The 26,404-nt window shown below is 73.1% G+C and carries 16 protein-coding genes; 3 read left to right on the top strand and 13 right to left on the bottom strand.

Annotated features, from left to right (window positions below):
* Window positions 1-14: 14 nt before the first annotated feature.
* From ABTY15_RS15155 to sbnA, 13 genes are all read right to left on the bottom strand, one after another.
* Window positions 15-1,247 (bottom strand): ATP-grasp domain-containing protein, encoded by a 1,233-nt coding sequence (locus tag ABTY15_RS15155; protein WP_350583153.1) that lies wholly within the window; start codon window positions 1,245-1,247, stop codon window positions 15-17.
* Between the two features lie 69 nt (window positions 1,248-1,316).
* Entirely contained in the window at window positions 1,317-2,612 is a 1,296-nt protein-coding gene (locus tag ABTY15_RS15150; RefSeq protein ID WP_350583143.1) for an MFS transporter, read from the bottom strand.
* Window positions 2,609-3,637: a dipeptide epimerase gene (locus ABTY15_RS15145; RefSeq protein ID WP_350583136.1), complete on the bottom strand. Its 1,029-nt coding sequence runs from the start codon at window positions 3,635-3,637 to the stop codon at window positions 2,609-2,611. The genes ABTY15_RS15150 and ABTY15_RS15145 overlap by 4 nt, the downstream gene beginning before the upstream one ends.
* A gap of 69 nt (window positions 3,638-3,706) precedes the next feature.
* Window positions 3,707-5,029 (bottom strand): ATP-grasp domain-containing protein, encoded by a 1,323-nt coding sequence (locus tag ABTY15_RS15140; RefSeq protein WP_350583129.1) that lies wholly within the window; start codon window positions 5,027-5,029, stop codon window positions 3,707-3,709.
* Window positions 5,029-6,204 carry a hypothetical protein gene (locus tag ABTY15_RS15135; protein WP_350583122.1) on the bottom strand — a complete coding sequence of 392 codons (1,176 nt, stop codon included), beginning with the start codon at window positions 6,202-6,204 and terminating at the stop codon, window positions 5,029-5,031. The genes ABTY15_RS15140 and ABTY15_RS15135 overlap by 1 nt, the downstream gene beginning before the upstream one ends.
* A gap of 67 nt (window positions 6,205-6,271) precedes the next feature.
* A complete protein-coding gene (locus tag ABTY15_RS15130) occupies window positions 6,272-8,533 on the bottom strand; it encodes a pyridoxal-phosphate dependent enzyme (protein WP_350583116.1) in 2,262 nt (753 codons plus the stop codon).
* Between the two features lie 56 nt (window positions 8,534-8,589).
* Window positions 8,590-9,516, bottom strand: coding sequence for a GHMP family kinase ATP-binding protein (locus ABTY15_RS15125; RefSeq protein WP_350583110.1), 927 nt, complete (start codon window positions 9,514-9,516; stop codon window positions 8,590-8,592).
* Window positions 9,513-11,060, bottom strand: coding sequence for an argininosuccinate lyase (locus ABTY15_RS15120; RefSeq protein WP_350583101.1), 1,548 nt, complete (start codon window positions 11,058-11,060; stop codon window positions 9,513-9,515). The genes ABTY15_RS15125 and ABTY15_RS15120 overlap by 4 nt, the downstream gene beginning before the upstream one ends.
* Before the next feature lie 116 nt (window positions 11,061-11,176).
* Window positions 11,177-17,677 (bottom strand): non-ribosomal peptide synthetase, encoded by a 6,501-nt coding sequence (locus ABTY15_RS15115; RefSeq protein ID WP_350583096.1) that lies wholly within the window; start codon window positions 17,675-17,677, stop codon window positions 11,177-11,179.
* A gap of 144 nt (window positions 17,678-17,821) precedes the next feature.
* Window positions 17,822-18,649: an AzlC family ABC transporter permease gene (locus tag ABTY15_RS15110; RefSeq protein WP_350583089.1), complete on the bottom strand. Its 828-nt coding sequence runs from the start codon at window positions 18,647-18,649 to the stop codon at window positions 17,822-17,824.
* A 34-nt stretch (window positions 18,650-18,683) separates the two neighbouring features.
* Entirely contained in the window at window positions 18,684-19,001 is a 318-nt protein-coding gene (locus ABTY15_RS15105; protein ID WP_350583069.1) for an AzlD domain-containing protein, read from the bottom strand.
* Between the two features lie 62 nt (window positions 19,002-19,063).
* Entirely contained in the window at window positions 19,064-22,207 is a 3,144-nt protein-coding gene (locus tag ABTY15_RS15100; protein ID WP_350583057.1) for a non-ribosomal peptide synthetase, read from the bottom strand.
* 19 nt (window positions 22,208-22,226) lie between these two features.
* On the bottom strand, window positions 22,227-23,300 hold the full coding sequence (gene sbnA / locus ABTY15_RS15095; protein ID WP_350583050.1) for a 2,3-diaminopropionate biosynthesis protein SbnA: 1,074 nt from the start codon (window positions 23,298-23,300) through the stop codon (window positions 22,227-22,229).
* A 615-nt stretch (window positions 23,301-23,915) separates the two neighbouring features.
* On the opposite strand from sbnA, the gene ABTY15_RS15090 reads away from it, so the two are divergent.
* The 3 genes from ABTY15_RS15090 (at window position 23,916) to ABTY15_RS15080 (ending at window position 26,398) form a co-directional block, all read left to right on the top strand.
* Window positions 23,916-24,167: a hypothetical protein gene (locus ABTY15_RS15090; RefSeq protein ID WP_350583041.1), complete on the top strand. Its 252-nt coding sequence runs from the start codon at window positions 23,916-23,918 to the stop codon at window positions 24,165-24,167.
* 20 nt (window positions 24,168-24,187) lie between these two features.
* On the top strand, window positions 24,188-24,349 hold the full coding sequence (locus tag ABTY15_RS15085) for a hypothetical protein (protein ID WP_350583036.1): 162 nt from the start codon (window positions 24,188-24,190) through the stop codon (window positions 24,347-24,349).
* Between the two features lie 264 nt (window positions 24,350-24,613).
* Window positions 24,614-26,398 carry a hypothetical protein gene (locus ABTY15_RS15080; protein ID WP_350583027.1) on the top strand — a complete coding sequence of 595 codons (1,785 nt, stop codon included), beginning with the start codon at window positions 24,614-24,616 and terminating at the stop codon, window positions 26,396-26,398.
* The last annotated feature ends 6 nt before the right edge of the window (window positions 26,399-26,404 follow it).

Here is a 26,404-nt window from a genome sequence, read left to right as displayed (position 1 = left end):
GGGTCGCCGGGCGGCTAGCCGATCTCCACCTGGACGGCGTGGACGATCTCGTCGGCGAGGGCGTTGACCTCGGCGGCGGTGGCGGCGGTCAGCATGACGAAGCCGAGCCTGGTGGCGTTGTCGAGCGCGTGGTCGACCTGGTCGCCGACGCCGACGTACCAGGTGCTGGCCAGCACCGCGGGCGAGTCCGGCACGGGGCCGATCCGCCGGACGGTGCCGGCCCGGTCGGGGGCCAGGAACCGGATCGCGGCGGCCGCGGACCGGTCGCCGTCGACGGTGGGTTCCTCGCCCAGCGCGACCTGGACGTAGGCACGGGCCTCGCTCACGCCGGTGGCGTGGCGGACCAGTTTCAGGATGTGGTCGCCCGGCGGCCGCGCGCCGACCTCGATCACCTTGGCCCGGCCGCCCGGGGTGAGCTTGATCTCGGCGTGGGCGACGCCGTTGTGGAAGCCGAGCGCCACCAGCGCCTGTTCGGCCGCTCCGACCAGGGCGTCCCGGTCGGCCGGGTCGAGGTCGGCCGGCGTGGTGTGCCCGATTTCGGCCCGGGTCGCGCCGGTGGTGGTGAACTTCTCGGTGACGGCGAGGTGGTGGAACTTCCCCTCGAAGACGATCGTCTCGACGCTGAACTCCCGCCCCTCGACGTACTCCTGGATGACGACGGTGGTCTCCAGGGCGATCCGGTGCGGAATCTCCATCGGCTGGCTCGTGGCCAGCCGGAAGGCCGCGGCGAGGCCGTCGGCGGCCTCGACCACCGTGACGCCCACCGATCCGGCGTTCTCCGCGGGCTTGACCACCAGGGGGAAGGCGAACCCGCGTTCGGCGATCCGGTCGAGCGCGGAGTCCAGCGAGTCGACCACCAGGGTGGCGGGCGCGGGGACGCCGTATTCCTCGAAGGCCAGGCTCATCAGGCGCTTGTTGCGGCAGGCGTCCGCCCGCGCCGGGTCGTTGCCGGGCAGCCCGGCGGCGGCCGCCAGCTTGGTGGCGACCGGCGAGAGGAACTCCCAGCCGCAGATGACGCCGGAGATGCCGGTGTCGGCGCAGTACCCGGCCAGCTGCGCGACGGCGGCCTCGGGCGCGGAGAAGTCCGTCAGCACCACGCCCGCGGTCTTCGCGATCAGCTCGGGGCGGTACTTCTCGTAGAGGTCCTGGTGCGTCGCGACGTGGACCTCGGCGCCGTGCTCCCGGGCGGCGTCGATGAGGTCCTCACCGGCCACCCCGTTGCCTTCGATCAGCAACAGCTTCTTCATGGTGGGTCTTCCTTCAGGGCTTTCAGGACTTCGGGGCTTCAGGACTTTCAGGGCTTCAGGGCTTCAGGGTCAGGTCGGCTCGGGGGCGACGCGGCGGTCGAGGCCGGCCAGGGCGGCCGGCACCAGCAGGTTCAGGACCACCAGCGACACCCAGGGCCACCACGGCCCCCGGGCCATCAGGACGGAGAACAGCACCGGGGCCGCGGCGCCCCCGAGGCTCCACGTCGACTGGACCAGGGCCAGGTACCGCCCGCGGAGCCGCTCCGGCGCCAGGGCCACGGCGAGCTCGGTCATCAGCGGGGACTGGAGCATCTCCGCCAGCGTGTAGACCAGGATCGCGAGCAGCAGTCCGGGCAGCACCGCCCAGCCCGGGGCGGCGAGCAGTCCGCCGAAGCCGCCGAAGGCCAGCGCGTACAGCAGCGCCGCCGCGCGGATCACCCGGGCCCGTGGCAGGCTCTCGGCCCGCCCGGCCACCGCGGTCTGGAGCAGGGTGACGACCAGGGTGTTGCAGGTGAGCAGCAGGGCCGCCATCCAGGCGGGCTGGTGCAGCCCCCGCACCAGGAAGACGGCGAGCAGCACGTTCAGGACCAGCGCGGCGAGCACGAAGACCAGGTTGGCGGCCAGCACGCCCAGGAAGGTGCGGTCCCGGAGGACCGTCAGATAGCCGCCGGCGGCCTCCGGTTCGGCGTCCGCCGCGGTGACCGGGCCGCCGGCCGGCGGCCGCCAGCCGGCGATCAGGACCGCCGAGGCGAGGAAGCTGGCGATGTTCGCCACCACCAGCCACCGCACCGATCCGGCTCCGCCGAGGCCGACGGCGAGGGCCGACACGGCTCCGCCGAGGCCGATCCCGGCGTTGCGCAGCGCCCTGATCAGGCCGAACCACCTGGTCCGCTCGCCCGGCCCGGCGGCCAGCGCGACGAGCGAGCCGCTACAGGTCCAGTAGCTGTTGATGCCGATCTGGACCACCAGGCCGGCCGCGACCACCTGCCAGAAGGAGTGCGCGGCCAGGCAGCCCGCGAAGCCGAGGGCCGAGACGGCGTTCCCGAGCACCGCCACCCGGCGCGGGTCGAAGCGGTCCACCAGGGAGCCGACCAGGGTCGGCACCGGGAGGGAGAGCACGTGCGTCAGGGTCAGGGCGAGACCCACCTGGGTCAGCGGGAGGCCGGTCTGCCGCAGGAAGTAGACGACCTCGAAGGCGAGGAACAGCCCGTTCCCGGTGGCGTCCACGGCGGAGGCGGCCAGCAGCCGGCCACGCCCGGCGATCGACGGCATGCCCCAGCGACCCGACCGGCCTGCTGCGGCCGGGGTCGGGGCCGGGGCCGGTTCCGTGGTGGAGTCGGCGGCGGCGCCGGTGGTCCGGGTCAACTCGGCACCCCGGCGCCGAGCCAGGTGACGCCGGTGCCGTTCTCCGCGGGCAGCACGGCCCGCCCGCGGTCCAGCCGGACGCCGTCCGCGACGTCCCGGGCGAGCAGCAGCGCGCCGTCCAGGTCCGCGTGGTCGAGCAGCGGCAGCAGTTGGGCGATGGCGGAGATGCCGACGGTCGATTCGGCCATGCAGCCGGCCATCACCGTGAGGCCCGACTCCCGCGCCTTCGCGATCATCCGCCGGGCGGGCGTCAGGCCGCCGCACTTGGCCAGCTTGATGTTCACCCCGTGGAAGACCTCGGCGCAGCGCTCGACGTCGTCCTCGGTCAGGCAGCTCTCGTCCGCGACCACCGGGAGCTCGGACTCCCGGTGGACCTGCCGCTGCTCCTCCCACTGCTCGACCGGGAGCGGCTGCTCGATGAACTCGACGCCCAGCTTGCGCAGTTCGGCAGAGTTCCGGATGGTCTGCTCGGCGGTCCAGCCGGTGTTGGCGTCGACCCGGAAGACCGCGTCGGTGTGCCGGCGCAGGGCGCGGACGATCTCGATGTCGTCGGGCGTGCCGAGCTTGATCTTGTAGACCGGCCAGCCGGGGAACTCGTTCATCTTGGCGACCATGCGGTCGACGGTGTCGATGCCGATCGAGTAGTCGCTGACCGGGAGCCGGTCCGCGGTCAGCCCCCAGAGCCGCCAGACCGGCGCGCCCAGGCGCTTCCCCCACAGGTCGTGGGCGGCCTGGTCCAGGGCGCAGAGCGAGAAGCTGTTGTCCAGCAGCTTCGACACCCGGCTCCAGAAGGCCGCCGGATCGTCCACCCGGTCGGCCTCGATGGCCGACCGGGCCCGCTCCAGCGATCCCCGGACGTCCGACAGCGACAGCCCGAAGAAGGTGAACCCGGCGGCCTCGCCGAAGCCCCGGTGCTCGCCGTCCCGCAGCTCGACGATCAGGCTCTGCTGCACGGCCACCGTGGCGTGCACCGTCCCGAACGGGTGCCGCAGCGGCAGGTCCACCTCGTGCAGTACCAGTTCCATGGTCCCTCTCCCCCGTTGCTCTTCCGCCCGAGCAGAACCTCCGGGCGGCACCGCTGAATTGACGACTCGTCAGCTGAACCGGACGGCCGCCGCGAACCCGGCCCGCAGCTCGGCCTCCTCCTCCGCCGACTCCGCCGTGTAGATCACGTGGCCCAGTCGGCACCGGAGGTCCCGGGCCGGGGGGACGGCGTCACCGGGCTGGTAGTACGTCCGCAGTTCGGTCACCCGGGGGTGCCGTTCGACCTCCGCCAGGCCCTCGGCCCGCTGGAACACCTCCAGACCGGGCGCGGTGAAGAAGTGGATCCCGGCGTAGCGGGCCACCGGCCGGCCGACGGCCTCGGCGGGCTCCCGGTCGAGCCCGGCGTGCGCGGCCACGGCGATGTGCCGCAGCGACACCCCGGTGGCGAGGTGGATGAGTTCGGCGATCCGGTCGCCGGCCAACCGGGCCCCGACCTCGATCAGCACCGGACCGTCGGCGGTGATCCGCACCTCGGCGTGGAAGAGGCCGAGGGTGATGCCGAGCGCGGTGATCGCGTCCGCGGTGTAGGCGACGACTCCGGCCCGGACGTCGGGGGCGAGGTCCGCCTGGACGACGTGGCCGAGCTCGACGAAGTACGGTTCGGCGCCGAGCAGTTTACGGGTCACCGAGACGACCACGACCGCACCGCGGTGGACGTACCCCTCGACGGAGTACTCGGGCCCGTCGAGGTACTCCTCCAGCAGGGCCCGGCCGTCCTCGGGCTGGTCGAAGACGTACTGGGCGTCCTCGGCGATCGCCCGGTAGGCGGCCCGCAGCTGCGCGTGGTCCTCGACCCGGCTGACCTGGATGCTGCCGGAGCCGGCGGCCGGCTTCAGCACGCACGGGAAGCCCACCTGGGCCGCCGCGGCGTCGAGTTCGTCCGCGCCGTCGACCGGGGCGTACCGGGGGATGCGCAGCCCGGCCTTCTCCAGGATCGCTCGCATCCGGGTCTTGTCCCGGACGGCCTCCGCGGTGTCCAGCGGCAGCCCGGGCAGGCCGAGCCGGTGGGCGATCCGGGCCGCCGCGTCGGTGTAGAACTCCGAGCCGGAGACGACGCCGCTCAGCGGCGAGCGGGCGTGTTCCCGGGCGGCGGCCTCGGCCAGCGCCGCGGAGTCGTTGGTGTCGACCACGACGAGCCGGTCGACGTCGGCGCGGGCCGTCTCGGGCACCACCCGGTCGGCGGCGTCGTGCGAGAACACCAGGGTTTCCAGGCCGAGTTCGCGGGCGGTGCCGAGCAGGGTCAGTCCGGAGGACATCGGTTCGAGCACCAGCAGCCGGCCCCGGGGGGCGGGCTCGGGCCGTACGGGGGTGTCGGGCATCGGGCGGTCCTCCGGCGGGTGGGAGACGAGCGGAATGAGGTGGCGCAGGCTCATCAGGCGGTTCCGGCCTGCGGCTCGGCGGTGGCCAGCGGGGAGTGGCTGATGCCCTCCAGCACCTGTCGGATCGCCTCGGCGAGGGTCAGCTCGCGCTGGTCCATCCGGCTCTCGTGGGCCTGGTCGATGTGGATCTGCCGGTGCCAGAAGGCCAGGTGCCAGGCGTGGTCGGCGGGCACCACGTGGTGCAGGTCGTGCGCGGGCAGGTCGGAGGCCAGGACGGCGAACCGGGCCGGGGTCTGCACGAACACCATCCGGGCCAGCCAGCGCGCCCACTGGCCGAGCCGCCGGCCGGCCGGCGCGCCGCGCTCGGGCAGCGGCTCCAGGCAGAACCGGCCCCAGGTGCGCGCCACGTAGTCGGCGCGGCTGGCGGGCGGGCCGTCGAAGGACAGGTACGGGTGCTCGGAGATGGTCTGGAACAGCGCCGCCCAGTGGAACAGCACGAACCACGGGATCAGGAACGCGGCGGTGTACTCGACCCCGTCCATCAGCACGCCGAGGACGACCAGCAGGCCGACCCAGACGGTCGAGGCGATCCGCCTGGTCCAGGTGGCGGTGATGAAGTTGGTCCGGACCCGGTAGACCAGCGAGGGCAGGTGCAACCGGGGCGACAGCGGCGTCCGACGCAGCCGGCCGCGCAGCTCCTCGACCGGCGTCCCGGGGCGGAACCCCAGGAAGATCAGGTACCCGGAGTCGGGGTCGGTGATCGTGGTGAAGACCTTGCGGCTGTGGTGCTTGCGGACGTGGTCCTCGAAGATGTCCTCGTAGTTGGAGGTCAGCGCGACGGCGCTGGACACCACCTGGACAACCTTGTCCACGTGCCGGTTGCCGGAGACCTCCTTGTGCACCGCGTGGTGGCTCCAGGTGATCTGCAGCTTGCGCGTCGCGTTGACGGTCATCAGCCAGGTGACCGGCAGCACGGCGAGCGAGAACCAGCCGAGCAGCCGCACCGCGTACACGCTGCCGAGCACGGCGACGAGCAGCTGGAGCAGTGTCAGGAACCAGTTGACGATCGGCGGGGTGATCCACCACGGCGGCCGCTGCCCGGCGGCGGCCTTGCCGGAGAACAGGGTGATGAACTGCTGGGTCCAGCCCGGGAACCGCTCGGCGTACTCCTGGCGGAGCTGCTCCATGGAGGCCGAGACGGCGCGGGGGGACGGGCTCTGCGGTGGCATTGGCGCGCCTTCTCTCTCGGGGGTCGGGCAGGGGTCGGGCAGGGGTGGTCAGGTTCGTACGGACTGCTCAGGCGGGGTCGAGCCGGACGGTCAGCGCCCCGACGGCCTCGTCCAGGCTCTTGGCGACGGCCTCCGGGGTGGCGCCCTCGGCGATCACGAAGCCCAGCCGGTCGTAGGCGTTCTGCGGCGGCCGGACGGCCCGGCCGGGCGCGGCGGTGAGCACCACCCGGTGGACGCCGCCGATCCGGCCGGCCTCCTCGACCCCGGCGATCCCGGCGAGCACGCCCTCGCGCTCGGCCGTCAGGAACCGGATGCCGGCGAACCCGGTGCGCCCGCCCGCGAGTTCGACCGGCTGCCCGCAGGCGGCGCGCAGCTGCTGCTCCAGCAGGTCGGCGCCGGTGGCGAGCCGGATCAGCTCGGGGATCATGCCGCCGGCCAGCCGGGCGTTGACCTCGACGATCAGCGGGCCGCGGGCGGAGAGCCGCACCTCGGTGTGGGTGGCGCCCAGTTCGAGGCCGAGCGCGTCCAGTGCGGCGGCCACCGTGCTTCGCAGCGCCTGCTCGTCCGTCCGGTCGAGCACGGCCGGGAACAGGTGCCGGCGCTCCACGAAGTACGGGCCGTCCGAGACGGTCTTGGCGGTGATGCCGACGCACTCCTGGGTGCCGCCGGTGCCGAACATCTCGACGCTGAACTCGGGCCCCTGGACGAACTCCTCCAGCAGCGCGGTGCGCGCGGTGGGCAGGCCGCGCACGTTCAGCTCCACCGCCAGCACGTGGGCGACGTGCGCCCGCACCTGCTCGGCGGTGTGGCAGAGCAGTACGTCGTTGGAGCCGGAGTCGTCGGCGGGCTTGACCACGCAGGGCAGCCCGACCCGGTCGAGGGCCGCCTCGGCCTCGGCCACCGAGCGGACGGCGGCGAACCGGGGCTGGCCGACGCCGGCCGCGGCCAGCAGCTCGCGGGTCCGGGCCTTGTTCCGGCCGTCGGCCATCGCCTGCGGGGGGTTGCCCAGCAGTTCCAGCCACCGGGCCAGGCGGGCCACCACGGGCAGGTAGAAGTCGCTGGTGGTGGTGATCCCGGCGAGCTCCTGGCGGGCGAAGCGGGAGCCGATCACCTCGCGCAGCGCCCGCTCGGTCGAGGTGTCGCAGACCACGATCTCGCAGCCGGACTCCGCCGCCCCGGCGTAGCGCCCGGGGTTGTCGGTGAGCAGGACCGGCTCCAGGCCGAGCCGCCGGGTCAGGTCGAGGGCGAGCACGCCGGTGCCGGAGGTGTTCGCCTCGACGAACAGCAGCCGGCGGCGCGGCCGGACCGCGCCGGTCTGCGCGGCGTACGACCAGGTGGCGACCTCGGTGCCGGCCGGGACCTCGGCCGGGGCGGTGGCGGCCGGCAGCGCCCGGACGCCGTGCCGCTCCCAGTAGGCGTCGTCGTGGACGCTGTCGGCGTAGCGGTCGCCCCGGTCGGGGAGGATGCCGACGATCCGGGTGCCCGGTGCGGCGCGGCGGGCGACGTCCTTCAGCACCCGGTACACCGAGCCGGAGGTGTTCCCGGCGAACAGGCCCTGTTCCGCGGCGAGTTCGCGGGTGGCCTGGAAGGCCTCGTGGTCGTTGAGCCAGTGCGCCTCGTCGATCAGGGTGCGGTCCAGGTTCGCCGGGACGAGGCTGTTGCCGAGGCCGCCCTGGAGCCGGGTGGGGCGGTCCGGCTGGTCGAACAGCACGCTGCCCACGCAGTCCACCCCGATCACCCGCAGGTCGGGCAGGGTCTGCCGGAGCACCCGGGCCGTCCCGGACAGCGAGCCGCCGCTGCCGACCGAGGCCACCAGGACGTCGATCCGGCCGCCGAGGTCGGCGAGCAGCTCCTCGGCCAGGGCGCGGTAGGCGCCGGGGTTGTCGGGGTTGCTGTACTGGCGGGGCCAGAAGGCGCCGGGGAGGTCGCGGATCAGTTCGTCGAGGCGTTCCAGCCGGGCGCTCTGCCAGCCCGCGCCGCTCATCGCCGCCACCACGTGCACCTGGCAGCCCAGGGCGCGGAGCTTGGCGAGGGTGATCGGGTCGATCCGCGGGTCGGTGACGATGTGCACCGGGTGGCCCAGCTGGGCGCCGACCAGGGCGAGGCCGAGGGCCATGGTGCCGGAGGAGCTCTCGATGATCGGCGCGCCCTCGGCGAGCGCGCCGGTGCGGCGGGCCTCCAGGACGGCCTGGCGGGCGACCCGGTCCTTCATGCCGTACAGGTTCTGGAGCTCCAGCTTCCCGTAGACCTCCACCTGGTGGGGCAGGTCCAGGGCGAGGCGGACCAGCGGGGTGTGCCCGATGGCGTCGACGACGCTCTCGTAACGCATGATCACATCCGGTTCGGAGAAGGGGAGTCGGGAGACTCGACCGTCAGGGTCAGGGCTCAGGCGGCCGGGTGGCGTTCGGAGCGGTAGAGCGTGGCGTTCCCGGCCAGCGCCGCGGCCCGCTCCCGGAGCCCGGCCAGCTTGGCCGCGGCCTCGGGGTCGGAGTCGGCGACCAGCACGCCCACCGCGGTGCCGCTGTGCGCGACCGCCACCCCGAGGGCGTCGAACTCCTCGGCGAGGGAGATCATCCGGTGCAGCAGCCGCTTGGGCCGCAGCCGCTCGTTCAGCTGCGCGCTGCGGGTGGCGACCTGGCCGACGGTGCGCAGGTCGCCGGTCCGGACGGCGTGCGAGACGCGTTCCAGCAGGTCGTCGTACTCCCGCCGCTCGGCCGCCGTGAAGGGCTTGGGCTGCCGGTTGAACTCCAGGGTGTCGACCGCGCCGCCCTCCTCGACCCCGACGATCGTCAGCGGGGCGAGCGGCCCGAGGAACTCCCGCAGCCGCACCTGCCGGTGGTGGAAGGACACCACCCCCGGGTACATCACGCCGTCGGTGGGCTCGATCCGGCGCAGGAAGTCCTCGATCGTCTCCGGGCCCATCGGGACGCCCAGGGCCTGCCCCACCGCGCGGGCGGTGGCGACCAGGTCGGCGGAGGAGCTGGCCAGGCCCCGGCCCTCCGGGAGTTCGCCGCACAGCCGCAGCCGCCCGCCCCCGGCGAAGCCGTACGCGTCCAGCATCAGGCGGACCAGCCGGCGGGCGCGGTGCTTGTGCGGGGGGTGCACGGTGACGGTGTCGGTGCCGGGCTCGGCGGTGAAGGTCGCGGTCGCCCCGGAGTCGATCGGCAGGGTCACCAGGAAGTCGATCCCGTCCCGGGCGGTGACGCCCTGGAGCAGTTCGCCGAAGGTCCCGGGGGCGGTGCCGGTGCCCGTCGTGACACCGCCGACGTGCAGGGCGGTCCCGGCCGGCGCGCCACCGCCGGGGCCGCTCATCCGCGCTCCCGCGCGGCGGGCGCCTCGTCCGCCAGGCCGAGCTGCTCGTCGATCCGGGCCAGCCCGGCGGCCACCCGCTCCCGGTGCCCGGCCCAGACCGCGGCCAGCCGCTCGTACTCGGCGTCCTGGTCGGCGAGCAGTGCCCGCACCGCCTCGGGGTGCGCCGAGCCGGCGGAGGTCTTGTGGTGCAGCTCGCCGTCGCCGTGGAAGGCCGCGGCCAGCAGTTCCCCCGGCTCCTTCAGGGTGAAGCCCTGCTCCTCGGCGGCGGCGCGCAGCAGGTCCGGTTCGGTCTGCCGGGGGCGCAGCCCGGCGGCGTGCGCGGCCAGCACGTACCGCCCGGCGATGACCTGGGCGCGGCGCCAGGGCACCGACTCGCGCAGGGTGAGCTGGTTGGCGAGGGTGAGGGCGCCGGTGAACTCGCGGTCGACGGCCTCCCGCATCCGGTCCTCAACGAACCGCGCGCGGTCGACGACCACGGTGAACAGCCGCAGCGTGGTGCCGAGGGTGGCGAACATCGGCCGCAGGTTGGCGCCGGCCTCCTTGGACACCTCGACCATGTTGCTGAACGGGGTGGCCCGTTGGGCCAGCAGCATGTCGAAGTAGTAGGCGCTCAGGTGCGCGGACTTACCGCGGATCCGTTCCAGGATCGGGTAGTTCTTCTTCTGCGGCATCGCCGAGGAGATCCCGGACAGCTCGTCGGGCAGCTCCAGGAAGCCGTACGGGCCGCTGCCCCAGTCCATCAGGTCGCTGGTGAAGCGGCTCAGCGCGGAGCCGAACAGCGAGATCTCGGCGGCCAGTTCGAGCACCCAGGCGCGGGAGGCGACCCCGGCCAGGGCGTGCCGGCCGGGGCCGGCGAAGCCGAGCAGGTCGGCCATCAGGGCGCGGTCCCAGGGCAGTTCCTGGCCGGTCATCGCCCCGGAGCCGAGCGGGCAGCGGTCGATCCCGTCGTAGGTGGCGAGCAGCCGGCGCAGGGTGTGCTGGACCTGTTCGGAGACGGCGGCGAAGTAGAAGCCGGGGGTGATGGTCTGGGCGGCCTGGAGGTGGGTCTGGCCGACCATCGGCAGGTCGGCGGTGCGCACCGCCAGCCGGTGCGCGGCGCGGCCGAACTCCAGGACGGCCTCGGCCCCGTCGAGCAGCAGCTCGCGGCCGAACAGCAGCTGGGCGGTGGCCTGGAGGTCGTTGCGGCTGCGGTCGACGTGCCAGGCGGTCACCGGGGCGCTCAGCCCGCGCTCGACGTGCTGTTCCAGCGCGAAGGCGAGGTCGGACATGTTGCCCTCGGGGTCGGCCTGGATCCGGTCCCGGCTCAGCTCGTGCAGGCGGCGGCCGATCTCGGCGGCCTCGCCCGCCGAGATCAGGCCCATCCGGCGGTACTCCAGGGCGAGCACCTTCTCGGCCGCGGCGTACCAGGGCAGGAGGTGCTCGGCCTCGTAGACGAACTGGGGCTGGAGCACCTCCTCGTGCAGGAGTGTGCTGGGCGAGCCGGTGATGCGTCCGGTCAGCCGGCCGGCGGCCGCGGTGGGCTCCGGGTCTGGCGATGCGCTCATGGTCACTCCGATTGGTGGGGGTGCGGGTTCCGCCGGGGGTGGTCCGGCGCGGACCGTGCCGAGGGGGAACGGGTGGCGGCCCCGGAGGGGGGTCGGCGCCGCCACCCGGGCTCGTGCTACCGGTGCAGGGTCGCGAGGTCGTCCAGGACGGCCCCGGCCAGCAGCTCCGGCCGGCTGGTGTTGAGGTAGTGGCCGCCGTCGGCGGTGACGACCACCCGGGTGTCGGGGACGAACAGCTTCCAGTTGCCGAGCGCCGACGCGTGGTCGGCCATCAGCACGTCGTCCTCGGCGAACACCACCGTGGCGGGGGCGTTCAGGGTGCAGCGGTCGAGGTCGCCGAGCGCGAGGTGGAAGCCGTGCGTGGCCTCCACCGTGTCGTAGCGGAACGCCCGGGCCAGGTCGGCGCGTTCGGCGGCGGACAGTCGGTGGACCTCGTCCAGGCCGGTGTTGTCGGCCATCCAGTCCATGATCTGCTGCTCGTTCATGTGCACCACCTCGTTGGCGGCGTGGTCGGCCGGGTCCACCGAGCGCAGCAGCTTGGCCACCACGATCAGCCGGCCGACCTGCTGGCCGCGCTGCTCCAGGGTGCGGATGAGGTGCAGCGCGTGCGAGGAGCCCGCGCAGTGGCCGAGCACCAGGACCGGCCGGCCGCCGGCCTCCCGGACCACCTCGTCGGCGAGCTGCTCGGCGAGCACGTCCACCGCGACCATCGGGCGGTCGTCGGCCAGCGTGCGGCCGGGGAGTTCGGTGCCGAGGACGCGGACGGCCGAGCCCCGGTCGGCGAGCTGGCGGGCCAGCGGGACGTAGCTGACCGCGCTGCCGCCCGCGAACGGGATGCAGACCAGGACGGCCTCGGCGGTGTCGAGCTTGGCGCCGGAGGCGGCGGTGAGGTCCACCAGCAGGTCGCGGCGGGCGCCCGCCCGCTCGCCGAAGCTGGCCGCGATCAGCCGGGCGGTGGGCCGCACCAGCAGGTCGCGCAGCGCTATCCGGCCCTGCGAGGTGGCGGCGACCTTCATCGCCGCGATGGAGTGGCCGCCGATCTCGAAGAAGTTGTCGGTGACGCCGATCTCGGCCGGCGCGACGCCGAGCACCGCGGCGAACAGGCCCTGGACGAACTCCTCGTCGGCGTTGGCGGGCGGCTCCCGGTGGCTGTCGCCGTCCACGGCGAGCGGCCGCGCGGCGAGCACCTTGCGGTCGATCTTGCCGTTGGAGTTGAGCGGGAAGGCGTCCAGCCGGACCAGGATCTCCGGGTGCATGTAGTCCGGGATCAGCTCGGCGAGCCGGCGCTTGAACTCGGTGCGGTCCGGCTCGGCGCTGCCGGTGTAGAAGGCGACCAGGCGCTTCTCGCCGACGATGTCGCGGGCCAGGGTCACCGCGGTCTCCACCCCGGGCAGCTTGTCCAACGCCCCGTCCACCTCGGACAGTTCGATCCGGTAGCCGCGGATCTTGACCTGGCCGTCCCGGCGGCCGGCGCAGTCGAGCAGGCCGTTCGGCAGCCAGCGGCCGATGTCGCCGGTGCGGTAGAGCAGTTCGGAGCGGTCGTCCAGGGTGTTGGGGGCGAACGCGGCGGCGGTGCGCTCGGGGTCGTTGATGTAGCCGAGGCCGACGCCGGCGCCGGTGACGCAGATCTCGCCGTAGCTGCCGATCGGGCGCGGACGGCCGTCCGAACCGACCACGTGCAGGCTGGTGTTGATGATCGGCCGGCCGATCGGCACCCGGCTGACGTCCTGGCCCTCCGTCATGAAGAAGTGGGTGACGTCGTCGGAGCACTCGGTCGGGCCGTAGGCGTTGATCGCCGGGATCCCGCCGTACGTCGCGAACCAGCGGCGGGTCAGTGCCGGGGGCAGCGCCTCGCCGTTGATGATGTTGTACCGCAGCGCGGGCAGCGCGACCGGCCGCTGCTCGACCTCGGTCAGCAGCGCGTCGGTGTACGAGGGGACGGTCTCCAGGATGGTGATCCCGTCGTCCACCAGGGCGGTGAGGAAGGCCGGCAGGTCGACCACGGTGTCGTGGTCGTAGATGACCGTCCGGCCGCCGGCCAGCCAGGCGACCAGCAGCTGCCAGACCGAGATGTCGAAGCACTGGGTGCTGATCTGGGCGACCCGGTCGGCCTCGGTCAGCTCCAGGTCCACCACCTTGGACAGCAGGTGGTTAAGCATCCCGGAGTGGCGCACGGTGGCGCCCTTGGGCTCACCGGTCGAGCCGGAGGTGAAGATGATGTACGCGGTGTCGGCCGGCGCCGGGCGGGCGGGCAGCTCGACGGCGGTGGTGTCCGCCGCGTCGTCCAGGACGATCACGGTGAGGTCCGGCACGCGCTCGCGCAGCGCCCCGCCGACCGGCTCGGCGTCGGCCGCCTCGGCGATCAGGTGCCGGGAGCCGCTGCGGCGCAGCACCGAGGCGACCCGGTCCAGCGGGAAGGCCCGGTCCTGCGGCAGGTAGACCGCGCCGATCTTCAGCAGGGCGAGCATGGTGAGCGCCCAGCGGACGCCGCGCGGCAGCACGGTGGTGACCACGTCGCCGGGCCTGACCCCGGCGGCCAGCAGCTGGGCCGCGTACCGGTCGGAGGCCTCGGCCAGGGTGGCGTAGTCGAGCCGCTCGTCGCCGTGCTCCAGCGCGATCGCCTGCGGGGTGCGGGCGGTCTGCTCGGCGAGCAGGTCCAGGAAGGTCCCCTCGGGCAGCGGGTGCTCGGGACCGGTGGACAGCGCCCTCAGCCGCTCCCGCTCCTCGGCGCCGAGCAGGTCGGTGCCGACCCGGTCGGCCGTGACGTCCCCGGCCAGCGCCTGGAGGGCGCGCAGGTAGTAGCCGCCGACCCGCCGGATCTGCTCCTCGGTGTAGATCGAGGTGTGGAAGTGCAGGCTCAGCATGACCTCGTCGCTGACCGCGTCCTGGGAGAACTCGGCCCGCAGCGGGAACTCGCTCTGCACGTTGACGATCGAGCGGACCAGCTCGAAGCCGTCCCGTTCGGTGAGGCTCTTCAGCACGTGGAAGTGGGTGAAGTTGAAGACCGTCTCGAACAGGGTGTCGCGGCTGCCGACGGCGCGCTTGATCTCCGCCATCGGGAAGCGGCGGTGCGGCAGCAGCCCGGCCTCCGCCGCGTAGACCGCGCGGACCAGGTCCTCCCAGTTGCGGCCCAGGTCGCGGACCCGGAACGGCAGCGAGTTCAGGAACAGCCCGGCGATGTCCTGGCCGCCCTCGACCTCCGGGCGGCCGGAGTGCTCGTAGCCGGTGACGACGTCCGAGGTGTCGGCGACGAAGCCGAGCACCCCGACGTGGGCGGCCAGCAGCACCGCCTTGACCGGGACCTTCAGCCGGCGGGCGGCGGCCACCAGGCCGTCCGAGAGCTCCGCCGGGAAGACCACGTCGTGGATGCCCACCCCGCCGAACTCCGGCTCGGGATCGGTGTCCGGGACGACCCGGGTGCTCTCCGCGCCGTCCATCACGTCCAGCCAGAAGGCGCGCTGCTCGGCGGAGGCGACGGCCGCGCGCTCCAGCTCGACGTACTGGCGGTGCGACATGGTGAGTTCGACGCCGCCGTGCGGCTGCTCGCCGTCCAGCAGGTCGAAGTAGGCGGAGAACACGTCGCGGTGGACGGTGTTGACGCTCCAGCCGTCCAGCGCGGCGTCGTGGTAGCTCAGCGAGTACTGGTACTCGTCGTCGCCGAGCAGGTGCAGGTAGACCCGGACCAGGTCGGTGCTGCCGTAGCGGAAGCCGCCGCGCAGCTCCAGCTCGGCGAACAGCCGCAGGTCCTCGGCCTGCTCCTCGGCGGAGCGGCCGCGCAGGTCGAACACCCGCAGCGGCGAGGGCGCGGTCCGGTGCACCAGCTGGAGCGGCTCGCTGTAGCCCTTCAGGTGGAAGGAGGTGCGCAGCAGCGCGTGCCGGCGCACCACCGAGGCGACGGCCTGCTCGAAGACCTCGACGTCCACGACGTCGTGGATGCGGTAGCTGAGGATGTCGTGGTACATGCCCTCGGTGCCGCCGCGCAGCGCCTCGTAGATGAGGCCGATCTGGAGCTGCGACATCGGGTAGGCATCGGCGAGGTCGGCCGGCAGCAGCGCCCGGTCCTCGGCGGAGACCAGCGCGAACGGCTCGGCGGTGGGCTCGGCGGCGGCCGCGGCCGGGGCGTCGGTCCGCTCGGCGACGTACGCGGCCAGGCCGGCGATGGTCGGGTGGCCGAACAGCTCCTGGAAGGTGAAGTCCAGCCCGGCGGCGCGGGCGCGGGCCAGCACCGTGATGAACTTGATCGAGTCGCCGCCGAGGGAGAAGAAGTTGTCGTCCACCCCGATCGGCTCGACGCCCAGGACGGAGGCCCAGATCGCGGCCAGCTGCTCCTCGACCGGGCCGCTGGGGGCGCGGTGGTCGGCGGCCGCGGCCGGGGCGGCGTCCTGGAGCGGCACCGGCAGGCCCGACACGTCGCGCTTGCCGTTGTGGCTGGTCGGGATCGCGGGCACCTCGACGAAGTGCTGCGGGACCATGTAGGAGGGCAGTTCGGCGGCCAGTGCGGCGCGCAGCGCGTCCTCCTGGTAGCCCTCGCCGGCGACCACGTAGGCCACCAGCGCGTCGCCGGAGTCGAACTTGCGGGCCGCGACGGCGCACTGGAGCACGCCCGCGACCTGCTGCGCCACGTGCTCGATCTCGCCGAGCTCGATCCGGAAGCCGCGGATCTTGACCTGGGTGTCCAGTCGGCCCAGGTACTCGATGACGCCGTTCGGCAGCCAGCGCGCCAGGTCGCCGGTGCGGTAGCGCCGTTCGCCGTCGGTGCCGGTGACGAAGCGCTCCTCGGTCAGCTCCGGGGCGTGCAGGTAGCCGCGGGCCAGACCGGTGCCGGCGATGCACAGCTCGCCCGGGGTGCCGATCGGGGCGAGCTCGCCGGAGCGGGTGCGTACGCTCAGCCGGATGTTGCTGATCGGGCGGCCGATCGGCACCGAGCGGCTGGTGTCCAGGTCGGTGCAGGGCTGGTGGGTGACGTCCACCGCGGCCTCGGTCGGGCCGTACAGGTTGACCAGCTCGCGCCGGTCGCCGAGGAGTTCGCCGAACAGCCGGACCTGGTCGACGGCCAGCGCCTCACCGCTGGCGAAGACCCGGCGGATCGAGTCGAGCCGGCCCTGCTCGCCGGTGGCGGCGACGAAGCCGAGGAAGGCGTGCAGCATGGACGGTACGAAGTGCAGGGTGGTGGCCCCGCTCTGCTCGATCCGGGCGATGATCCGCTCCGGGTCGCGCTCGTCGCCGTTGGGCAGGGTGGCGACGGCGGCGCCGGCGATGGACCACCAGAAGATCTCCCACACCGACACGTCGAAGGTGAACGGCGTCTTGTGCAGGATCACGTCCTCGGTGCCGAGCGGGTAGGCGCTCTGCATCCACCAGAGGCGGTTGACGATCGCCCGGTGCTCGATCATCACGCCCTTGGGGCGGCCGGTCGAGCCGGAGGTGTAGATGACGTACGCGAGGTCCTCGGCGGTGTTCACCGGCTCCAGGTCCCCGGCGGGCTGGGCGGCGATCGCCGGGTCGTCCAGGCGCAGCACCCGGTGCCCGTCGGCGACCGCGGCGGTGCCCTCGACGGCCAGCACCAGGCGGGTGCGGCTGTGCTCCAGCAGGTAGTCGATGCGGTTGCGCGGCAGGGTCGGGTCGACCGGCAGGTAGGCGCCGCCCGCCTTCAGCACGCCGTAGATCGCCACCAGCAGGTCGGCCGAGCGCGGGACGCAGACCGCGACCGCCTCGCCGGGCTCGACCCCGGCCTCGCGCAGGGTCCGGGCCAGCCGGTTCGCCGCGGCGTTCAGCTCGCCGTAGGTGGTGCCGTCGTCGACCACGGCGACCCGGTCCGGCTCGGCCGCGGCCCGCTCCTCCAGGAAGCTCTGGAGCAGGCGCTGGTCCGGGAAGGGCACCGCGGTGTCGTTGAAGTCCTCGGTGAGCAGGGCCAGTTCCCGCTCGTCCGGGCCCAGCAGCGGGGCGACCGGCGCCGCCGGGTCGGCGACCAGGGCGTCCAGCAGCCGGGCGTAGCCGGCCGCCAGCCGCTCGGCGGTCGTGGCGGTGAACAGCCCGGCGTCGTACTCCAGCTCGACCCGCGCGCCGCCGTCGGCCGCCAGGTGGAGGTCGAACAGCAGGGTGCTGCCGGCCGCCCGGGCGTCCTCGCCGGTGAGCCCGCCGGCCAGCGCGAACATCAGGTCGCTGGGCTGGGCGCCGGCCTGGGCGAGCAGCTGCCGGACCGGGACGTCCAGGTTGGCCGAGGCCTCCAGGCAGGCGGCCCGGACGGCGGTCAGCAGCTCGCGGCCGGTCACCTGCCCGGTCACCTCGACGGTGACCGGGACGGCGCGGTCGGTGCCCCCGCTCACCGGGACGAAGAGGGTGACGGTGGCCAGGTCGGCGCTGCGCGCGCCCAGCAGGGCCAGCACGGTGGTGCCGACCACGGTGTTCAGGAAGGCGTCGTCCTTGGAGATCCGGCGGACCGCCTCGACCGTTCCGGCGGCCAGGGCGGCCGTGACCCGGGCGGCGGGCTCGCCCTGCCGGACGTGGTCGCGGATCACCACGGTCGGCTCGGCCCAGAAGGGCTTCCGGGCGTTCCAGTACTCCGCCTGCGCGGGGTGGGAGTTGAGGGCCTGCTGAAGCTGGAAAGTACTCGTCATCGAAGTTCCGTATCGGCGTGGGGGCATGGCGAAGCCACCCCCGGTGCGAATGAATTGACTCTTTGCCGGACGCGTCGGCCTACGCCCGGTCCGGTCCGGACCGGTGCGGCATGCCCCCGACGCGTCGCGCTTGCCCCTGTACCGCTACTCCTTGGCCCCGGGCACCTCGGCGAGGTCGGGCGCGGCCTCCCGCTCCCCCGCCGGCTCCTGCTCCCGCTGCTGCTCCCCCGGTTGGGCCGCCGGCACCGGGTCCGCGGCGACCCGCTCCCGGCTCTCCAGGAAGGCCGCCAGCCCGGTGCCCACCAGCGTGGCCGTGAACAGGCCGCTCTGGTAGGGCAGGTGCTGGAGCACCAGGGCGCCGACGCCGGAGACCAGGCCGACCGCCAGGGCGCGCACGGAGGTGAACGTCGAGACCACCAGGCCGATGTAGGTGGCGCAGACCGCGAAGTCCAGCCCCCACTCACCGAACGAGGAGAGGCTGCTGCCGAAGATCCAGCCGCACAGCGTGCTGAGGTTCCAGGCCAGGTAGATCACGACCGAGCCGCTCAGCACGTACCAGCGGCGGTGGTCCGGCCCCTGCTCCGGCGCCGGCTCGCCGAACTTCTTGGCGGCCAGCGCGTAGACCGCGTCGGTCATGCCGAAGGCGATCGCGAACCGCCACCAGAACGACATCGGCCGGACGTACGGCGCCAGCGCGGCGGAGTAGAAGACGTGCCGCAGGTTGATCAGCAGCACGGTCAGCACGGTCAGCGGCCAGGCGGCGCCGGCCGTGATCATGCCGAGCCCGATGATCTGCGCGGAGCCGGCGCTGATCAGCAGGCTCATCAGCATGGCCAGGACGAGCCCGAGACCGCGCTCCTGGGCGAGCGCGCCGAACAGCAGCCCGAACGGCACCGCGCCGAGCACGACCGGGATGACGGACAGGACTCCCTGCGCCGCCTCTCCGCCACGACTGTGTCGGGGAAACTTCACTTCGACCTCTTTCCGGGGCGTGGTCGGGCGGCGCTCAGACCGCAAGCTTGGTGAGGACGAATCCGGCCATCGAGACGGCGAACACCAGGAAGAAGGCGTTCTTCCGGAAGGCGCCGACCGCGAAGCCGCAGACCGCCCCGCCGAGGTAGGGCGCCACCGCCGTCAGATCACCACCGGCACCGTCCGGCATCAGGACGGACGGCACGATGATCGCCATGAGCACTGCCGGCATCACGTAGGGCAGGGTGCTGCGGATCCGGGCCGGCAGGTGCTCCGGCCCGATCGGCCCGAACAGCGCGTACCGGACCGCGAAGGTCACCGCTCCGCACAGGATGATCGTCAGTGTGGTCATTGGCCTCGCCTTGGATCAGAAGCGTGGATCAGTCGGAAGCTTGGATCGGTCGGAAGCGTGGATCAGAAGGCGAAATCAGCGGCTTCGACCGGCGCGGCCGTCCCCTGACCGGCCTCCGGCAGGACCGTACCCCCGGGGTCGAGGTCCAGCTCGCGCAGGGTCTCGACGACCCGGTCGAGCAGGAACTCCGCGGAGCCCCGGTCGAACAGCGCCGTGGAGTACTCCAGTTCCAGCAGCAGGCCCGAAGGCTTCTGGTACGCCTGAAGGTTGAGGTCGAACCGGCAGGTGCCCGCGTGCGGGAGCGACACCGTGATCCGCCGGCCGTCCTTGCGGAAGTCGTGGAACTCGATGTTCTGCAGGGCGAAGAAGGCGTCGAAGAGCGCGTTGCGGCTGAGGTCCCGCGGCACGCCCAGCCGCTGGACCAGGGAGGCGAACGGGTACTCCTGGTGGTCCAGGGCCCGGCCGTGCTCGGTGCCGAGGTCGGCCAGCAGCTCGCCGAGGCTCCCACCCGGCCGCAGCCCGGCCCGCAGCACCACGGTGTTGACGAACATCCCCAGCACGTTCTCGAGGTCGGGGTGCGGCCGGCCGCCCATCGGGCTGCCGACGGTCAGGTCCCGCTGCCCGCAGAGCCTGGCCAGGGTGGCCGTCCAGGCGGTCAGCAGGACGACGAACGGGGTCGACCCGTGGCGCACGGCCACCGTCTGCACCCGCTCGACGTCCTCGGCCGACAGCTCGCGGGCCGCGACGGTGCCGACGGTGCTGCGCAGCGCCGGGCGCGGCCGGTCGGTCGGCAGGGCGAGCGCGGGCACCGGCTCGGCGAACCGCTCCAGCCAGTACCGCTCGTCCGCCGCCGGCGCCTCGCCGGTCAGCCGCTCCGACGCCCACTCGGCGGCGGCCGCGTAGTCCACCGGCGCGGCGGGCGGGGTCTGGCCGGTGTAGCAGTCGAAGAGCTCGTCCACGAAGACGCGCAGCGAGATGCCGTCGAAGACGATGTGGTGGAAGTCCAGGTGGAGCACGTCGCCGCCGGGCGCGCCCGGGCCGGCGGCGCCGCGCACCAGCACGGCGCGCATCAGCGGGGCGGTCTCCAGGTCGAACGGGGCGAGGGCGAGCGGGCGCCCGTCGTCCGGTGCGCCGTCGGCCGTCCGCACCTCCAGCTCGACCGGCACGGCGGGCTCGACCACCCGGCGCACGTCCTCGCCGGTGGTGGTGAAGCGGGTGCGCAGCGCGTCGTGCCGGGCCGTCATCGCGGCCAGCGCCTCGCGCAGCCGCTCCGGGTCGAGCGAACCGCTCACCGCCACCCGGACCGGGATGTTGTAGACCAGGCTCTCCCGGTCCATCTGCCAGAGCGCGTACATCGCCCGCTGCTGCGGGTGCAGGACGCCGCTGCCGGTGGCCGGCGGGACGGGCCGCAGGGCGGTCGCCTCGGCGCCGTCCACGGCCTTGGCCATCGCGCCGAGCGTGCGGGTCGCGAAGAGCTCGGCGAAGCCGAGCGTCACCCCGGGGTCGCGGGCCAGCCGGCCGATCAGCACACCCGCGGTGATGGAGCTCCCGCCCAGCAGGAAGAAGTCGTCGTCCAGCCCGAGGCCGTCCGCGTCGACGTGCAGCACCTCGGCCCACAGGGCGGCCAGCGCCCGCTCGGTCGGGGTGCCCGGTGCGGCGCCGGCGCCGCGCGGCGCCTCGGGCGCGGGCAGCTTCGCCCGGTCCACCTTGCCGTTGGCGTTCAGCGGCAGGCGGTCCATCGCCACCAGCACGTCGGGGCACATGTAGGCGGGCAGTCGGCGGCGCAGCGCGGTCAGCACCTCCTGGGTGCTCCGGCCCCCGGCCAGGACGGCGTAGCTCACCAGCTGCTTGACGCCGGTCGGCCCGGTGGCGACCAGGGTGTGGCTGTCGACCGTGCCGGGGATCTCCAGCAGCGCGTTGTCGATCTCGCCGAGCTCGATCCGGTGGCCGCGGACCTTGACCTGGTTGTCGACCCGGCCGTGGAAGGCGAGCAGCCCGTCCGGGTCGCTGCTGACCAGGTCGCCCGTCCGGTAGTAGCGCACGCCGTCGACGAAGACGAACTTCTCGGCGGTGAGCCCGGGATTGTTGAGGTATCCGCGGGCCAGGCCGGTGCCGCTGGTGTACAGCTCGCCGATCCCGCCGACCGGGACGGGCCGCTGCTCGGCGTCCAGCACGGCGACGCCGGTGCCGCGGATCGGGCGGCCGATCGGGATGGCGGACTCGTAGCGCTTCTCGACCGGGAAGATCGTGGTGAAGGTGGTGTTCTCGGTCGGACCGTAGCCGTTGAGCACCCGCAGCTCCGGGCAGGCCTCGCGGACCAGGTTGACGTGACGGCAGGAGAGCACGTCGCCGCCGACGATCAGGGTGCGCAGCCCGGCGAAGAGGGTGACGTCCTCGTCGACCAGCTGGTTGAACAGCGGCGAGGTCAGCCAGAGCACGGTGGTGTCCGCCTCGCGCAGCGCCTGCTTCAGCAGGGCCGGCGTCAGCAGCGTCTCCTGGTCGACGAGGTGCAGGACGGCGCCGCTGAGCAGCGCGCCCCAGATCTCGAAGGTGGCGGCGTCGAACTCCAGGGCGCCGGTCTGGAGGTAGCGCTCGGTCGGCGCGAAGTCGAAGTAGTCGGTGTCCCGGACGAGTCGGACCACGCCCGCGTGCTCGACCATCACGCCCTTGGGGCGGCCGGTGCTGCCGGAGGTGTACATCACGTACGCCAGCGGCGAGTTGTGCGCCCCGTCGGCCGCGCGGGCCTCGGTACGCCGCTCGGGCGCCGGCCCGTCCGTCCGACCCGGCTCGCCGGCGAGCAGCGCGGGGAGCTCCCGGACCGCGACGCCGGCCGGCACCGCGTCCGCGATGCCGGTCTCAATGCCGGTGCCGCACAGTAGGATTGACGAGCCGGAGTCCTCCAGGATCCCGGCGATCCGCTCGCGCGGATAGGCCGGGCTCACCGGCAGGTAGGCGGCCCCGGCCAGCACGGTGCCGAGGATCGCGACGACGGCCTCCGCCGAGCGGTGGAAGGCCAGCGTGACCAGCGACTCCTCCCGGACGCCCAGCGCGGTCAGCCGCTCCGCGACCGCGGTGGCCCGGGCGTGCAGCTGCTGGTAGGTCAGCCGCTCCTGCCCGTACACCAGGGCGAGCGCGTCCGGCGTGCGCCGGACCTGGGCCGTGAACAGTTCGTCGAGACGGGCGGTGGCGAGATTACCGTGCGACATTCCCTGTATTCCCTGTTCCTTATCCACGAGCGAGCTCGACGGTCGCGGACACCGGCTCCTGCAACGGGTCGAAACGGCCTATGTCACCGAAGTGCTCAAGGACCCAGCTGTCGCTGTAGACGGTGTCGAGGTACCGCTCACCGAAATCCGGGGAAATGGCGACCGCGCGCACCTCCGGCCGCTCCCCCCGGAGCCGGTCGTACGCGCCCGAAACGACCGTACCGGTGGACCCGCCGAAAAGGAAGCCGCGCCCGGCCAGGTACCGGCACATGCGAATCGTGTCGGCCTCCTCGACCATCACGATCTCGTCGATCACACCCTCGTCGACGATATCCGGCCGGTGGCTGGAACCGAGCCCCGGAATGAGCCGCCGACCGGACGGCCGGTTGAAGGTGATCGATCCGACGGCGTCGACCGCGACGACCCGTGCCGGGTGCCCGATCTCCTTGAGGAAACGCCCGCAGCCGGTCAGCGTCCCGGTGGTGCCGGCCCCGATGAAAAGGAACTCCAGATCGGGGAAGTTCCGGACGATCGACGGCGCGGTGGTGCGGTAGTGGGCCCGCCAGTTGTCCTCGTTCGCGTACTGGTTGAGCCAGAGCAGCGCCGGGTCGGCCGCACACGCCTCCTTGACGTAGCGGATCCGACTGCCGAGGAAGCCGCCGTTCTCGTCGGGCTCCGAGATGATCACCACCTCGGCTCCGAGCGACCTCATGAGCTGGATGTTCCGCTCGTTGCAGCGCAGGTCGGTGACGCACACGAACCGGTAGCCGCTGTGCGCGGCGATCATGGCGAGGGCGATCCCGAGACTGCCGGAGGACGACTCGATGATGGTCGATCCCGGCCGCAGCCGCCCCGCATCCTCTGCCGCCCGGACCATTCCGGCGGCCGCCTTCGCCTTCACCGACCCGGCGAAGTTGAACCCCTCGCACTTCAGCGACAAGGTGCGCCCGAGCGCCGGGAAAAGGTCGACGAAAATCTCGTCCAGGAGGAGGTCGTGCGGCGCCCCGACCCCTACCGTTTCGCCAGCTCCAATACCATGACCAGACCCATGCGAAGCCATACGGAGAATTCCCCAAATTGTCCGCCGCGGCACCGATGGAGGGTAATCCGATGGTGAGCCGCAGATATGTTTCCTCGTTGGAAATGCCAAGCGCAACGCCGAGTGCCAGCATTCCAGGTTTGATCATGTTCATCAAGACTTTGATTCGTCCGGTTCGCCCCTTTTGCTCCGGCTGATCCCACCATGACAACACTGCCTACTCGCGTAGAGTGACGGCAATCACGCTCCCCGTCCGAGATCCGGACGAAACCTCAACGGAATGTTGAGGAAACGCTTCTTCGATCCGCGTCGAAATTCTCATGCGGCCGCCCCGTCAAGGATGTTGACACCTCGACAGCTGACGTAACGTCAATACCGCAATATCGCGTTCACGGAACCCGATCTTTACCGGAGAACGCCCATCGGGCCCCACCCGGTTCACCTTTGACGGACCGTCACATACCTCACGGGTCGGGCATCGCACCTGATTCGCCCCAGAGCCGGACATGTCGAGTACAGCTCGAAACTCTGAGCTTTCCTTGAGGATCAAGATCGCCCCGCGCTGCTTCACTGATCTCGCAAGTCGGCCGCACCGAACGGGAGTTCAGCCCCACCTACACCGTCAAGCAGAAGATCCTCGGCGTCACGGTCACCAAGTTCAGCCTGTGGGTGGACTACTACACCAACGGCCACCGCATCACCAAGGTCGACCACGCCGACTGCGCCAAGCGCAACTTCAACGCCGCCGTCTCGATCAGCCACAGCGTCCCGAAGGCCTCGCTGTACGGTGGAGAGGCCAACGGCGAGGTGATCTCGGAGGGTTCGATCATCTACAAGGGCTTCGGCATCGAGATCGACAAGCGCCACCACGTCGTCGCCGACGCCGACGGTTTCAAGAGCGGTTACCTGAAGAACGTCTGACCCACCCCGAAGGAGGGGCGATGGGTTCCGTCTCCCGCCTGATCAAGGTGCTCCTGGCTGTCCTGGCCCTGCTCCTGCTCCTGGTCGTCGTCGGAGCAGTGGTCTGGAACGGCGCCTCCGACAACACGTCCACGTCCAGGAACGGCGCTCCCGCCCCGACCCGCGTGGCGGCCCCCCGATGAACACCCGCCACCGCCGGCGCCGGCTCTCCCGGCACCGGCGGTGGTCGGCCATCCGGGCCGGACCGGCGCGCGACCGGAGCGCGACCGGCGTGAGATCGGCGCGGGGTGGTTTTCGGGGGGCGCTCGGCGGCTCGATTTCGCTCCCGGCCTTTGCCTGAACATCCGCTCCACGCCTGGGTGTTGTGCCACCATGAGGCCCCGAACGGCTGATTTCGGCCGGTGTCCGTTCGGGGGTCGAAGGCGTCGAGCTGGGGGTCAAGAGGAGTGATCGGGGGCTCGCACGGCGCCGACCAGGCGTGCCCGGTCTGTCACGGCCCGGACGACGGCGGCGAGTTCTGCCCCTGCTGCCGGTGGCACCTCACCGGCGAGGTCTTCCTCGGCGAGCCCACGCCGGACGACCTGCGCCGCGAGGAGGAGGCCCTGACCGCGGCCCGCAGCAGCTGGGACGAACGCGCCGCCGCCCTCGCCACCGCCGGGCCCGAACCCGGCCCGGAGCCCGGCGAGCCGTGGGACCGCCTGCTGGAGGAGCTCGTCGAACGCCCCGGCACCGTCCTGTGGTTCGTCGAACTCACCGCCGAGCGCGTGGGGTTGATCAGGGCCGAGGCGGACCGCAACGGCATCCCGCACGCCGAGGACGCGGGCGGCGCCGACTGGACCACCCTCGACCCGGCCTTCGCCGAGGGGCACAAGCTGCGCGCCGTCCAGCTCGCCGGCGGCATCGGCCCCCGCCCCCCGGTCGGCCGCACCGCCCTCGACGCGGCCGTCCGGCAGCTGCTCACCACCCTGCTGCCGTCCGGGCCGCGCCACCGCACCGTCCTGCTCACCCAGCGCCCCGACTGGCCGCTGCTCGCCCGGGCCGCGGCGGCCGCCCGCACGCTCCGCACCCCGGTCACCGAGCTCGGGCCCGCCCCCGGCGGCCTCGCCGGGGTGCGCCGGCTGCTGCGCGGCGCACCGCTGCGCCAGGACCACGCCCTGGTGCTGGCCGAGGTCGACGCGCTCAGCGGCGCCGTCCGGACCGAGGCCAGACTGCTGTTCCCGGCCGGCGCCCGGGTGCGCCCCGGCGAACCCATCAGCGTGCCGGTCACGGTGCACGGCGGCGTCGAGGCGGACACCCTGATCACCCTGCCGGTGGTGACCGCCGGCCACGGCACCCCGCACGACGCCGTCTCCGCCCACGGCGTCCGGCTGCCCGCGCTGCGCTCCGCGAAGCTGACCTTCGTCCTGCACGGCCCCGGCGAGGTGGAGGTGCTGCTGCCCGACGGCTCCGCCGCCGAACGCGTCCGCGCCGACCTCGACACGCTGATCGCGGCCCTCCCCCGCCGCCTCGCCCGGCCGCCCCGGCTGCAACTCCACCTCGCCGTCGAACTCTGCTACGCGACCTCGCCCGACGAGACCGCCGCCCGCCTCCAGTACGCGCGGGAGCTCATCACCGCCCTCACCGGCCCGCAGGGCTCCGGCACCGGCGTGGACATCGCCCTCGTCGGCTACTACGACCACCACGTCCGCGAGAGCTCCTTCGCGCCCCGGCCCACCCTGCTGGAGACCCTGCCGCCCGGCCCGCCGGCCACCGCCCTCGCCACGCTCGACCGGTGGCGCCCGCTGCGCCGCGGCCAGGACACCGCCTCGGCCCTGGAGGACGCGCTGAAGGCGGTCCGCCAGCTGACCGCCTCACCGCGCTGGGCCCCGCCCGGCCGGCCGGGCCCGCAGCGCACCGCCCTCGTCCTCGCCGCCCGGCCCCCGGGCGAGCCCGCCCAGCGCGGCCGGGTGCCCGCCTGCCCGCTCGGCGTCGACTGGCGCGCCGAACTCACCGCCCTGCGCGGCGCCGGGGTCCGGGTGCTGACCCGACGCGACGGCCCGACCGGCGCCCGGCCCGCCGACCGGGCCCGGCAGGCCCTGTGGGACTACACCGAACAGGCCTGGCACACCCTGAGCGCCGGCGGCACCCTGACGCCCGGACAGCCGGCCGGCACGACCGCACTCGACCTGATCCCGACCTGGCACGTCGACGGGCCGCCCTGCCCACTGGCCCTCGCCCGCCCCCTGCTCTGACCGCCG

The organism is Kitasatospora sp. NPDC097643 (genome assembly GCF_040302625.1).
Classification (GTDB): Bacteria; Actinomycetota; Actinomycetes; order Streptomycetales; family Streptomycetaceae; genus Kitasatospora.
Note: the sequence above shows the minus strand (reverse complement) of the source record. Positions and strands in the feature narration are given on the sequence as shown.

Bases quoted from the DNA above. Each gene is read 5' to 3' on its own strand.
- ABTY15_RS15155 (WP_350583153.1), bottom strand. From the start codon at position 1,247: ATGAAGAAGCTGTTGCTGATCGAAGGCAACGGGGTGGCCGGTGAGGAC.
- ABTY15_RS15145 (WP_350583136.1), bottom strand. From the start codon at position 3,637: ATGGAACTGGTACTGCACGAGGTGGACCTGCCGCTGCGGCACCCGTTC.
- ABTY15_RS15140 (WP_350583129.1), bottom strand. From the start codon at position 5,029: ATGAGCCTGCGCCACCTCATTCCGCTCGTCTCCCACCCGCCGGAGGAC.
- ABTY15_RS15135 (WP_350583122.1), bottom strand. From the start codon at position 6,204: ATGCCACCGCAGAGCCCGTCCCCCCGCGCCGTCTCGGCCTCCATGGAG.
- ABTY15_RS15130 (WP_350583116.1), bottom strand. From the start codon at position 8,533: ATGCGTTACGAGAGCGTCGTCGACGCCATCGGGCACACCCCGCTGGTC.
- ABTY15_RS15125 (WP_350583110.1), bottom strand. From the start codon at position 9,516: ATGAGCGGCCCCGGCGGTGGCGCGCCGGCCGGGACCGCCCTGCACGTC.
- ABTY15_RS15120 (WP_350583101.1), bottom strand. From the start codon at position 11,060: ATGAGCGCATCGCCAGACCCGGAGCCCACCGCGGCCGCCGGCCGGCTG.
- ABTY15_RS15115 (WP_350583096.1), bottom strand. From the start codon at position 17,677: ATGACGAGTACTTTCCAGCTTCAGCAGGCCCTCAACTCCCACCCCGCG.
- ABTY15_RS15105 (WP_350583069.1), bottom strand. From the start codon at position 19,001: ATGACCACACTGACGATCATCCTGTGCGGAGCGGTGACCTTCGCGGTC.
- ABTY15_RS15100 (WP_350583057.1), bottom strand. From the start codon at position 22,207: ATGTCGCACGGTAATCTCGCCACCGCCCGTCTCGACGAACTGTTCACG.
- ABTY15_RS15085 (WP_350583036.1), top strand. From the start codon at position 24,188: ATGGGTTCCGTCTCCCGCCTGATCAAGGTGCTCCTGGCTGTCCTGGCC.